10 protein-coding genes are annotated in these 12,556 nt (G+C 38.3%); 3 read left to right on the top strand and 7 right to left on the bottom strand.

The window, feature by feature from the left end; translation table 11 throughout:
• Nucleotides 1–225 precede the first annotated feature (225 nt).
• The 5 genes from nadD to QA601_10295 all read right to left on the bottom strand — a co-directional run bounded on the left by nadD (nucleotide 226) and on the right by QA601_10295 (nucleotide 5,107).
• Complete coding sequence (nadD, locus tag QA601_10315) at nucleotides 226–810, bottom strand: nicotinate (nicotinamide) nucleotide adenylyltransferase (GenBank protein MDG5815474.1); 585 nt, start codon at nucleotides 808–810, stop codon at nucleotides 226–228.
• Between the two features lie 37 nt (nucleotides 811–847).
• A complete protein-coding gene (gene bamD, locus QA601_10310; GenBank protein MDG5815473.1) occupies nucleotides 848–1,609 on the bottom strand; it encodes an outer membrane protein assembly factor BamD in 762 nt (253 codons plus the stop codon).
• Between the two features lie 276 nt (nucleotides 1,610–1,885).
• Nucleotides 1,886–3,739: a flotillin domain-containing protein gene (locus tag QA601_10305; protein ID MDG5815472.1), complete on the bottom strand. Its 1,854-nt coding sequence runs from the start codon at nucleotides 3,737–3,739 to the stop codon at nucleotides 1,886–1,888.
• A gap of 36 nt (nucleotides 3,740–3,775) precedes the next feature.
• Complete coding sequence (locus QA601_10300; protein MDG5815471.1) at nucleotides 3,776–4,426, bottom strand: YqiJ family protein; 651 nt, start codon at nucleotides 4,424–4,426, stop codon at nucleotides 3,776–3,778.
• 9 nt (nucleotides 4,427–4,435) lie between these two features.
• Nucleotides 4,436–5,107, bottom strand: coding sequence for a PspA/IM30 family protein (locus QA601_10295; GenBank protein MDG5815470.1), 672 nt, complete (start codon nucleotides 5,105–5,107; stop codon nucleotides 4,436–4,438).
• A gap of 397 nt (nucleotides 5,108–5,504) precedes the next feature.
• Between QA601_10295 and QA601_10290 the strand changes: the two genes are divergently transcribed.
• The 3 genes from QA601_10290 (at nucleotide 5,505) to QA601_10280 (ending at nucleotide 7,343) form a co-directional block, all read left to right on the top strand.
• Complete coding sequence (locus QA601_10290; protein ID MDG5815469.1) at nucleotides 5,505–5,747, top strand: hypothetical protein; 243 nt, start codon at nucleotides 5,505–5,507, stop codon at nucleotides 5,745–5,747.
• A gap of 67 nt (nucleotides 5,748–5,814) precedes the next feature.
• Entirely contained in the window at nucleotides 5,815–6,438 is a 624-nt protein-coding gene (locus QA601_10285) for a hypothetical protein (protein MDG5815468.1), read from the top strand.
• Nucleotides 6,439–6,440: 2 nt separating this feature from the next.
• Entirely contained in the window at nucleotides 6,441–7,343 is a 903-nt protein-coding gene (locus tag QA601_10280; protein ID MDG5815467.1) for a hypothetical protein, read from the top strand.
• A 12-nt stretch (nucleotides 7,344–7,355) separates the two neighbouring features.
• On the opposite strand, the gene treZ is transcribed toward QA601_10280, so the two are convergent.
• Nucleotides 7,356–9,176, bottom strand: a complete 1,821-nt coding sequence (gene treZ, locus QA601_10275; GenBank protein MDG5815466.1) for a malto-oligosyltrehalose trehalohydrolase — start codon at nucleotides 9,174–9,176, stop codon at nucleotides 7,356–7,358.
• A 25-nt stretch (nucleotides 9,177–9,201) separates the two neighbouring features.
• Entirely contained in the window at nucleotides 9,202–12,537 is a 3,336-nt protein-coding gene (treS, locus tag QA601_10270; protein ID MDG5815465.1) for a maltose alpha-D-glucosyltransferase, read from the bottom strand.
• Nucleotides 12,538–12,556 lie beyond the last annotated feature (19 nt).

Here is a 12,556-nt window from a genome sequence, read left to right as displayed (position 1 = left end):
TTTAGGTGTAACTGTATTTGCAGGACACAAAAATATGGATTTTACTGTACTTCAAAAAACCGGGAGCTGGTTCCGTGGGAAGCTATAAGGCAGGCAACTTTTCTAAAACACTTAGGGCACCTACCTTCGTATGCACTCTTTTTACTGTTTATATAGATTCTACCATACATATTGCAGCATTTAAAATAAACACCTATGAATGGTTTGCCTCTTTTTTTATCGTTCTCAGACATAGAGATTGTTTTTTTTTATATATCGAAGAACATCATTGGGTACTAAGTACTGACAACTTAGTCCCTTTCTAAGATAATCTCTAAGCATTGAAGAGCTTAAGCCCCAGTTTGGGGAAGGAATGGTTACTATTTTAGCCCCTGAGAGGTAATCAGGAATTTCGTCCTGGTACCCAGGACGATGTGCCACACAAAGGGTTACCATTTTTAAGATAGTCTTGTAATCTCTCCAGCTTTTGATTTCCTTTAGGTTATCAGATCCAATTACATACAAATATTCCCGGTCCGGAAATATTTGTTCAATAATTTTTAAGGAATCGACGGTATAGGAGTAACCATTGCGCTCTATTTCACCTTCCCAGATTTCTCCCTTTTCAAAATCACTGAGTGCATAGCTCAGCATCTTTACCCTGTGTTGAGGTGAAACTGTTACATTTTCTTTGTGCGGAGCAGTACCGGAGGGTATAAACAGAAGTTTATCCAGATTGAAATGATCCCTTGCCATAGAAGCAACTGAGAGATGACCATAATGAACCGGATTGAAGATACCGCCCAGAATTCCTAGAACTGGCTTATTCATTTTTTCAGTTTTGGAAGGATAAACCTTAGAAAATTGGTTAGTTTTCGAGTCTGCTTTTTAAAGTACTACTTCGTTTTTTCATGGATTCATCCATCTCTCGCCCTTCAAGTTTATTTAATACCTCTGCGGCTTCGCTTTTCCTACCTGCATCATAGTAAATTTCTGCCATCTCTATTATACCCTTTGTAGCAAAAGAAGAGGAGCTAAATTTTGAAATCAGAGAATTGTAATAAACCAATGCCGCTTCATTTTTCCCCTGACGACTATAAAAACGGGCATTTTTATACTCTTTTTCAGCTAATTTCTCTACAGCAGCATCTAAATAATACTGAGCACTATCTGCAAACTCATTTCGCGGATAGGTATCAAGAAACTGATTAAACAGATTAATTGCCTCCATTGTTTCTCTCTGATCACGATCTGGTGGATTGGATTCCCGGTAAACCAAATAACCCATCCTATAAAGAGCTTTGGGGGCAAACTGGGAATAGGGATATTCACGAAGAAGGTATTCAAATTCTGTTCTTGCATCCAGTGGCTGTCTTCGATTAAAATAACTCATACCTAAATAATAGTGCACAGAGTCCATTATCGGACTACCACCACACTGATACCTCACATCATCCAAAACTCTTATAACCTCTCCATGATTGCCCCTCTGATATGCCTCTATAGCATCTTCAAGCTTCTCTGAACAATCTATCACACCTGGTGTTCTTCGACTCTTTTGTGTACCAGCACATGAAAATAAGAATAAAGAGATTACTGTCAGTGGAATAACCAGTTTTGTTATATTCATAAATTAGTCCGGATCTGTAGTTAAAATGATTAAAGTACAAGTATTAAAAGCATTACGTTCAGGATTGTAGAAATTGTTAAACTTTTGAGGTTCTATTCAGCTTTCTTCCTTATTTATCTTTTTCAAAACAATCACCAGTATATAAAAGTCGTATTTGAGAAGTTTGAAATCAAGTTTTCAATGAAATAAGCTCCTAGGACATACTGTTTACCGGGCTTTTTTGATACGTAGTCTACAGTCTCACCACTTTAAAGACCATAGACTACGATAATACTATTAAGATGCAGAATCGTTTGAGGCAGCAGGCGTTTTCTTTTGAGCCGAATCACCAATCTCACCTTTACCGGTATTAAATTCCTTTGGATTTTCCTTTAAATGAGATTGAGTTTTCTGCCCAGAAGCTGCTAAATCCTTTTTTATTGCTCCGGTGAGTGAGCCTATATCTTTTCCCGACATACCAATTTCTTTTAACAACGCATCAACCATAGGCGCCTGCCCTCTGTATCTTAAAGCACTGCTTACAACTTGATCGGCAAAACTTGCATTTTGAGTTGAGCTGGTGGGGTCAATTTTTGCTCCTCCTCCGCCGGTGAATCCATCAACCTGTATGATCTTAAAGTCTTTTATTGCTTCAACAGGTTTCATACTTGCAGCAATAATGGAGGCCATGTTTTCTATAGTGGCCAGTCTTATTTTCATGTCGATAATATCCTGAGAAAGCAGATTTTCTGCCTCATGGAGAGCACGCTTTCCATCAGCTTCTGCAAGGTATTTTTGTTTATGTGCATCAGCAAGCACAACTTCTGATTCAGCTTGTCCCCGAGCAATGCGCAGTGTTTTTTCTGCCTCAGCCTTTGCGCCAACATTAATAGCGGCAGCTTTGTCATCCGCAGCACTTTTTTGCGCCTGAGCGGCCACCGTAATACCAATAGCCTCACGCTGTGCAGCCTGTTCTGCTTCAATAAGTTCAATCTGTTTCTTACGATCAGCTACTTCAGTTTCTCTGACTGTGACCACTTCTTCCTGTGCCTTTACTGCGTCGGCTCGTGCCTTATCCGCTTGAGCCTGAGCCGTTGATTGTGCTTTAGACTTTTCTGCGATTGCAATCTGACGATCCTGATCATCAAGCTTAATTTCCTTTTCCCGGACAATTTCAGCTCTTTGTATCATTTTACTTTTTTCAATTTCCTTTTCTTGTATTGTTCTGTCATTTTCTATCCTTTGCTGCTCTATAACTTTTTCAGAATTTATTCTGGCTAATTCTATTTTGTTGTTAGCATCAATCAATGCCTCTTCAGCCAAACGCATATTATCTGATTGCTGTTTTTGAGTTTCCATACTGTCCTGAGATTTTCTTACTTCAACCTCTCTTGCTTGAGCAAGTTGAGCATATTCGGTTTTCTTTGCAAGATCAAGTTTAACCAGTTCTGCATCAAGATTTTTTTGCCTAACCTTTACCTCTGTATCCTGTTCTATATCATTTCGTTCCTTACGCTTGTCCTCAATTGCTTTGGTAAGTTTAGTCAAACCTTCTGCATCGAAGGCATTTTGAGCATTTAGCAAATCCCTTCTGGTTTGATCCAAAGATGTTAGAGAAACAGATTCAAGTTCAAGTCCATTTTTTAATAGATCTTCAGAAACAGCTGCCTGAACCTTCTGTACAAAATCGACTCTTTGCTCATGCAGTTCCTCCATGGCCATCTCTGCTGCTACAGCTCTTAATGCATCGACGAACTTACCCTCAACAAGCTCTTTTAAAGAACCAGTTTCTGTTGTTCTTCGTCCAAGCGTCTGTGCAGCGTTTGCTATAGCCTCAGCTGTCGGTTTTACACGTACATAAAACTCTGCCGTTACATCCACTCTCATGCGATCACGCGTTATAAGTGCCTGTTCATTTGCACGCCTAACTTCAAGACGTAACGTATTCATGTTTACTTTAATAATCTCGTGAAGTACTGGTAGTACAAGCGCACCACCATTCATGATAATTTTTTGTCCACCAAAGCCAGTTCTTACAAACGATCTCTCTTTTGAACTTTTCGTATAGAGTTTGGCGATCATAGCACCTGAAAATACAAATAGTATTACAACGCCTGCTGCAATCAGAAAGATTTGATTAAAACCAACCATGGTTTCCTCCTACAAAATAGTGTGTGATGAATATTATTAGTTTAATACCGATTCCGGCGCTTTGATAACTTTAAATACAGCCCCCTCTTTGCTCACAATTAAAACTTTTTCATTTTGACAAAACTCTTTTCCACTTTCCTCTGGCTCCAAAAGTATGTAGTGAGTGAGCCCGTGTTTGTCCTGAAGCTTTGCTTCGGCTGGCATCCCTTTTCTGGCTTTACCTCTTATTACAGTAGCAACCTTGCCAATAAACGACTGCTCTGAAACGACAAATGTTTCATCTTTGAGAAAGTTTTTTTCTAAAATTGAAGTTAGAAATTTAAGCACAGGAAGCGAAACCAAAAAAGCAAAAATAGCAGCAAAATACCAAGGAATGTAAAATGAAATAATGCTATAAATTATCGTTTGAAACAGTAGCCCTGTTAACCCAAATACAGTTAAAAAGATCATTATTACAAACAAAATGGGAACTTTGCCTACTCCAAGCCAGCTAAGAAATGTAGGCTCCGGGCTATGTATTTGTATATCTGGAATTATGGTATCTAAAATAGCTTCAAGTCCGATACCAAATATAAGTGATACAATTTCAAGCACCGTAATAAACAATACGATAGTTAATGCTAAAGTAAAAGGGAAATTATCTTTTACTAATAACAGCTCGTACATATTTTTATACAGCTCATACATGTTTGTACATCACTCTCCAGTTGTGGTTTTTTTGAACATAGCAAGTCGTTCTTCAATCCTTTTTTTTCTGGCAAGCTCTTCAAGTTCAGCAAGCTGCTTTTCACTCGTTGCACTAAAAGCTATACTTTCTCTATCAAGTAACCTGTCGAAAACTCCTTCAACTTTTCCAATTGTTCTATCTAAATATTTGGAACTACTTCCAGAATTTGCGGTATCATAAGATGAAGTGTTTCTTTCGTTTTTCATCTTTTTGAAATTTGCATATTCCTGCTTTAGTTCACGTTTCTTTGAGCTTAATGCAGAAACATACTTTTCCAACTCAAGCTCTTCTTTCTCCAACCCCTTAATCGTATTATCCAAAATCGGTATTTGGGCTTCCAGGTCAATTTGCCTCGAAACAGCAGCTTCAGCCAAATCTTCTCTACCTTCAGTTATCGCAAGTTCTATTTTTTCTTTTAATGACGTATGTTCCTTTTGTATGTCATTAATCCTTGAATTGGCCTGGTGCTTTTCGGCGATTATTTTGCCTAACTCACTTCTTACATCATAAACCGCAGAGTCAATTTCCTTCAGTGCTTCCTCCAATACCATTTCTGGTGCTGCATTTTCGACAATACTTACCATTTTGCTGGCACCACCGGCTATAATTCTGCTTACACGTGATGATAAACCTTCTTTCATCAAAGATTCTCCTTTTTTATCGTTAGTAGCACATCTGGGTAATTGAAAATTGGGTATGGGAGAGATATTATTAATATATATTGCATGCATCTTTAATGGTACATTTTTTTACATTATTCCATTGCAAATATTTACATTAACTCATAAAACCAGATTTACCCTCATGGATTGTATAAGTAATTACATAAAATCTACTTACTGTATAAGCCAGATCACTTTTCACTGAATAAAACACCTTATTCTTCAGTGAAAAGACAAAACATAGTAAAAAAAATTTAAGATCACCAACCATCTTTTCTAATATATATATGTTATATAAATATCTAATTTTGACAGTGTGGTAGTATTTTTCCTCAGATTTTTTGAAATATCAGTATTTTCAGAAAGATAGGATGTAATGATAGGTAAGTATTTATTAAAGAATTCCTTCATCTTTTTAATTTTCTTTGGTTTGTCGACCTCAGAAGTTGCTACTTTTCCGGTAAATCTAACTAATGCTGATGATACTATTGAAGAAATCATACGGGTTATTTTTATAAGAGAATACAAACAGGTTAGTAAAACCGGAGTTAAAGACGCGACCAAAGTAGAATCAATAGAACTTTATCCCGATACAGAAATAGCAGAAAACTTGTGTTGAGCAATATATAAAGCTTAACGTTGTTGGGCTGAAATATTGAGTTGTACTATATGCAGATCTATACGACATGAGCGGTGAAGTAATATTTAGCGTTCAAAGCAGCACTACATCCAACATCGATGACATAGGTGAAGCTTGTAGGAACCTTGCTCAACAAATTGTAAAACGAAACAAAGATATTAGTACTTCTGATAAAAGTGCTCGTGTAGAAGTGAGACCAAAAGATACATTCTCAATCAATCATGGAATAAAAATTATTTCAAAATATTCCTATTATGATAATTTAAAGTTATCACCGATTATAAGCTTTGGTTACCAGGGAAAGATTCAAACCCATTATTATTTTGTGGAATATTTTGCAGGCCCTTTCTTCCCCAGTATTGGTCATATTGATACTGTATACGACTATGGAAGTGGGATAAATTTTAGTTTGGGTGCTGCTGTTATAGCTCCCTTCGATATGGTTTTTCCTTACATAGGAGCTGGACTAAATCCTAAAGTTCTTTTTTCTTCCTCATTAGAAGCTTCAACTCTATCCATCTATAGCTTATTTGACATCTCTTTTTTTGAATCCTTTCCTATCCAACTAAATGTTGAAGGTAGACTTGCTTTTGCATTAACTCCCATAAATATTGCCGATGATTCGATTCGTCCCAGAGAATTTTCCGTAGCGTTTGGGTTTGGATGGTGAAAATGATGAACAAACAATCGATCCTTTTAATACTAGTACTGCTGAATGTTTCTGCAGCGTTTGAAACAACAATGTTTGCACCTAATTTAACCAATATTGATGAAAGCCTAAAAGATGCTATAGAAGTTATTTTTATTAAAGAGTATGAAAACGTAAGTGGTGAAAATATTTTTCCCCCTTCGCTCATTGATACCAACTATCTAAATGACTATGATAATGCGCAGATTTCACGTATACTGGGACACTCAAAATATGTAGAAATCAGTATTGTCAAACTAAGTACAAACATCTCGATATATGCTGAGTTGTTTCATAACAGTGGAGAGATTATCAGTACGGCTCAAACAAACATCAGTGATTTGGGTTATCTATATGAAGGATGCCAAAAAGTAGTATACAAACTTATTGGATCCCCAAACGATACAATGACAGCCCCAGTCGAAGATGAAATACCACTTTCAAAGTACTCAAGAGGCTTTAAATTTATGTTCTCATCTTATCCAAACGAAAAGGCATCTCCCTACCATAGTTATGGATACAAAGGAAGGGTCGAGGATAACAGGTTTTATTTTGAACACTATACGGGTTTTTTATATTCTACAGATCATGAGAATTCAGCACTAAATTTAGAATTTGGAGCTGGTTATGTCTTTTTTAATTCTCCAGTACTCTCTTTCCATGGCGGTTTAGGAGTTAACCCAAGGATCTATTTTTCCAGGAGAAATCATATAACCAATATTGTATATGGACAGACTGGCCTTATAACAACTCGTCACCTAAGAACCAACTTTATTTTCGATTTCAGGCTCGCCTATTTTTTAAATGATACATACATAAATTACTCCGGTGAGTATCATTTTCTAAAACCTCTTGAAACTGGGTTTAATTTCGGATTTTTATTTTAAAATCTCGTCTTACTAAACCAAATATAGCACCGCACTCTGTGGGGATACTATTGGATTAGGCTCGGCATTTAACTTTTCGGGCATATCTGATCCCCCACCACTCCACTTCTTGTCTGCAGAGTCTAAAACCTTTTCCATTTCTACATCCATTTGTGATACATTTACTTCCAGGGGCTCATTAGAGAAATTCAAATACAAAACTGCTCTGCTATGTCCGTTCCACCTCCTCATAACTAATGAATCAGAATCCCCAATTGCAGATATTTCCATAGTTTTTTTGTTAAGACTTGAAAGTGCAGGTATCTTTCTCCTCAGCTCAAGCAGCGCTCGATAATACTCCGACATCACCTTATGATCGTCTCTTAAAGCACTATCCCAATCCAACTTACTCATCCTAAAAGTACTTTCAGCCTGTGGATCCGGTGGATCACCTTCCCATAAAAATTCACTGAATTCCCTTGCTCTCCCCTGTCTAACCGCTTCCACCAACTCTTCATCTGTATGGCTTATGAAATACAGAAAAGGAGTTTTTGCAGCAAACTCCTCCCCCATGAATAAAAGTGGTACATTAGGAGACAAAAGCATAGTAGCGGCTCCAACTTTCAGCTCTTCAAAGGAAGCCAGCATAGAGAGTCGTTCTCCCAACATCCTGTTTCCAATTTGATCATGGTTTTGAGTGCAAATCACAAGCCTCTCAGGAGCAATATTCTTTGATGATGATCCGTGAAACCTTTTTCGAAAGTTTGAATAATCCCAGGAATATACAAAGCCCTCCTTCAAAGCTTTTATTAAATGACTCACAGATCCATAATCACTATAGTACCCCTTACTCTCTGCTGTGATTAATGTGTGAAGTGCATGGTGAAAACTATCGTTCCACTGAGCATCAATGCCCATTCCATTTTCACTTACCGGGCTCAATACACGGGTGTCATTAAGATCACTCTCCGCAATAAGGTATCGTTTGCGACCACTAAGCTGCGAATATTGTTCGACTTTCTCTGAAATTTCACGCAATATATGCTTGGCACCAAAATCATAAATACCATGAATGGCATCAAGACGCAAAGCATCGAAGTTGTAATCTTTAAACCACGATAGCGCGTTTTGTACAAAGAAATCTCTTACCCCATAGCTCCATGCCTGATCATAATTTACAGCAGCACCCCATGGTGTGGAATACTGATCGGTAAAATAGGGTGCGAAATCCATAACATAAGCCCCTTCAGGTCCCAAATGGTTATAGACAACATCAAGAACAACGGCCATTTCTTTTTTATGACAGGCATTTACTAGCCGTTTTAAACCCTCAGGCCCCCCATAACTGTCTTGAACTGCAAAAGGATATACCCCATCATACCCCCAGTTCCTGTCACCTGGAAACTGAGCAACGGGCATAACTTCTATAGCAGTAATTCCCATGCTTTTTAGATAATCCAATTTTTCTATACAGGCATCAAAGGTCCCCTCAGAAGTGAATGTACCGATATGGAGCTCATAAATTACCATTTCTTGTAAAGTAATACCCTTCCAGTTATCATCAGACCATTTAAAAGAACTATGATCTATAACTGAAGAGGGACCATGAACCGAGCGCGGCTGATACCTTGATGCCGGATCCGGACGTTCCAATTTTCCATCTAATCTAAACATATAAAGAGCATCGGCCGGAGCAGAAACATGTGAAATATGCCAATACCCCAAATCATCTTTCTCCATCTTGTGAAAAGCTTCCTGAGGCTCTAAAATATGGAGCTCAACACTGCTTTTCTGTGGTGCCCAAACTTTAAAAGTACTCTGTCCATCTCCCTCGTAATGCGCTCCAATATGCATGCATAACCCCCAAAGTATTCTTAATTTAATGTAATTTTCCTGATTCCTTGAGTATATTTTTAATACCTCTTATAGGAATTGTTATCCACTCTGGCCGGTTATTTATCTCATAACCGAGTTCGTAAATGGCTTTGTCCAGAAGAAATGTTCTAAGAAGTGTAAATACATCATTTGTGTTATCAGGAATAAATGAGCAATTCTTAGTATTTTCAAGGTAACTGGTCAAGTATACGCCACTAATATAATGATACCAGGGTTCAATCCATTGTTCAAGAAACTCTATATCCTGTGCCCTGAATGATGATTCATGAAAGAGAGTGCTGTAAGCTACATAATGAAATGACCTCAGCATACCGGCAATATCTCTAAATGGAGAACGTTTAAGTTTTCTCTCACTTAGGGCACGGGTCGGCTCCCCTTCAAAATCCATAATTATAAAATCTTTACCAGTAAAAAGAACTTGTCCAAGATGGTAATCACCATGAATTCTGATCTTTTCGGATGCAATCTTTTTGTATGCTATCTTTCTCATCACCTCGAGGATCTGACGCTCATGTTTCATCACTCCAAGAGCTTCTTCTTTTATTGGTGAAGACATCTTTTTCACCGCTTTTTCAAGTGTTCTAAAGGTCTTTTGAACAAGAGCTTGAAGGGCCTGGTAAACAGATCGTTGATATAAAAGTGAGAATGGTTCGGGGTTAAACGCAGGCTCATCCACTGCCTCAGATAACGCTACATGAAGCTCTGCGGTCCGCTTTCCAAGAAGTGCTACCATCTCAAAGAATAACTCCTCACTCAGTTCCCTGAAATGTTCAGGCAACGAGGAAAGGTTAATGTCAAAAAGTGATGGATAGGTTGAAGGTAAATTGGGAAGAGATTTTGAAGAAGCAAGTAACTGTTCAAAGTATGTTGTAACAACACCTGAAGCATAGGTCCAGGCATTGCCACTGTTTTCCACATATCCCTGCATTATCGAAATTGTAAGAGGTTCCTGTTTATCGGTTCTATATTCAAGAGCCCCCGCGTAAGGCGGGATATTAAGAAATGAAGTTTTTGTACCAAGAAACCGTAATACCTCAAGTTCGGGATTAACGCCCTCTTCGAGTCTTCTGTATAGTTTAAGGAACAATATCTCATCATATAGAATCGCAGTGTTGCTTTGCTCTACTTTTAGCGGTCTGGAAGGAATAGGCTGATGTTTTCCACTAAGCAGGTTCTTAAGCTCCCTTGAAGGTACACCTACAAAATCACCAAAAGTCCCTCTTAATTTTCTCCTGTTTTTAATTATAGTAAACAGAAGTTTATGTATTCTTTCATCATAGGTACCATCATACAATATTCCCTCTTCTTTATCTACATGTATATCAGCTATTATTGATTGAGGAAACTCTTCCTGAATGCCACCAGTCATCGGTTTGGGCACATAAGAAAGAGGGAGAAGATAATACTCATCAGAACCATGACTATAGCTTACTTTTATAATCGTAAATCTACATGTCCACGGCCCATCACTCACCCTTGTATCTTCCACAATCTTTATATCATTAATTCTTCTGCTTTTTGCTCCAAACCACCTGCTACGCATCAAATACTCAGGTAAAACCCGCTCCTCAAGTTCTACACGGTTAGACCCAGAAAATATCTCCTCCCACTTCTTTTTAGTATGCAGGACTTTAACCCTGTCTTCAACTCCAACAGTTTCCGGACTTTTTCTTAACATCAACCAGTAATAGTCATAGGGTCCCATAGTAAGCATATACGGCGTCTCTTTTACTATAGGGAATGTGTTTCTTCCAAACACCTCCTCCGGAATATACCCTGCATACTCCGGCATATCCAGATGTATAAGTTGACTGAATCTTGAAAGTGATACAACAACCAAAACCGTTTCATCCTGATATTCTCTTATAAAGGAGAGGATTTTAGGATTATCACCGGGGATGATTTTAATTTCCCCCCTGCTGAAAGCTTTAAATTTTTTTCGCATGGAAATCAAACCCCGCATCCACCACAGCAAGGATGAGTAACTGGATTCCTGGTTTTGTACGTTTATTGCCTCGTAATGATATTCTGGATCTATGATTACAGGGAGATATAGTCTGTGTGGATTAGCTTTAGAAAACCCTCCATTACGATCGGGCCCCCATTGCATTGGTGTTCTAACTCCATTTCTGTCACCCAGGTAATAATTATCCCCCATTCCTATTTCATCGCCGTAGTAGATAATAGGAGTACCCGGAAGAGAGAACAGGAGGATATTCATAAGCTCGATTTTTCTGCGATCATTAGTAAGTAGAGGGGCAAGTCTTCTGCGTATACCGAGATTTATTTTTGCACGTGTATCTTGTGCATACACACGATACATATAGTCCCTCTCCTCATCAGTAACCATTTCGAGGGTAAGCTCATCATGATTTCTTAGAAAAAGAGCCCACTGACAGTTTGAAGGAATATCCGGAGTGGATCGAAGAATGTCTATGATAGGGAAATTATCTTCCATTTGAATAGCCATAAACATTCTTGGCATAAGTGGAAAGTGAAAAGCCATATGACACTCCTCACCTTCACCAAAATATTCAACAGCATCTTCAGGCCACTGGTTAGCCTCAGCAAGAAGCATTTTATCCTCATAGCGCTCATCAACATGCGCCCTGAGTTTTTTCAGAAAATCATGGGTCTCTTTTAAATTCTCACAGTTTGTCCCTTCCCTCTCATAAAGATAGGGAACTGCATCCAACCGAAGCCCATCTACCCCAAGAGAAAACCAGAAATCAATTGCCCTAAAGAGCATCTTATGAACCTGGGGGTTATCGAAGTTCAAATCGGGCTGATGTGCATAGAATCTATGCCAGTAATAAGCATGTGCCACATGATCCCATGACCAGTTTGATTGTTCAAAGTCATGAAATATAATTCTTGCATCCCTATATTTTTCAGCCGTTTGGCTCCATACATAAACATCACGTGTTTTTGACTTAGGGGACGCTCGCCTTGCCTTTTGAAACCAACTATGATCCGATGATGTATGATTTAAAACCAACTCAGCTATTACCCTAATACCCCTTTTATGCGCAGCCCTCAAAAAGTCCCTAAAGTCACGTAATGTACCGTAATCGGAGTTTATATTAAAATAATCAGAGATATCATATCCATCATCACGCAACGGCGAGGGATAAAAAGGGAGTAGCCAAATGGCATTTATCCCTAAACTCTGTAGGTAATCGAGTTTTTCAGTAAGTCCCTTAAAATCTCCAATCCCATCACTATTACTATCGCCAAAGGCACGAACATGAACCTCATAGATAATCGCATCCTTATACCATAAGGGTATCTCTTGATTATTGTTTTCGGTCGTAGCCAAACTCTATACTCCCTATTTT

Source organism: Chitinispirillales bacterium ANBcel5 (assembly GCA_029688955.1).
Taxonomy (GTDB): domain Bacteria; phylum Fibrobacterota; class Chitinivibrionia; order Chitinivibrionales; family Chitinispirillaceae; genus Cellulosispirillum; species Cellulosispirillum alkaliphilum.
Note: the sequence above shows the minus strand (reverse complement) of the source record. Positions and strands in the feature narration are given on the sequence as shown.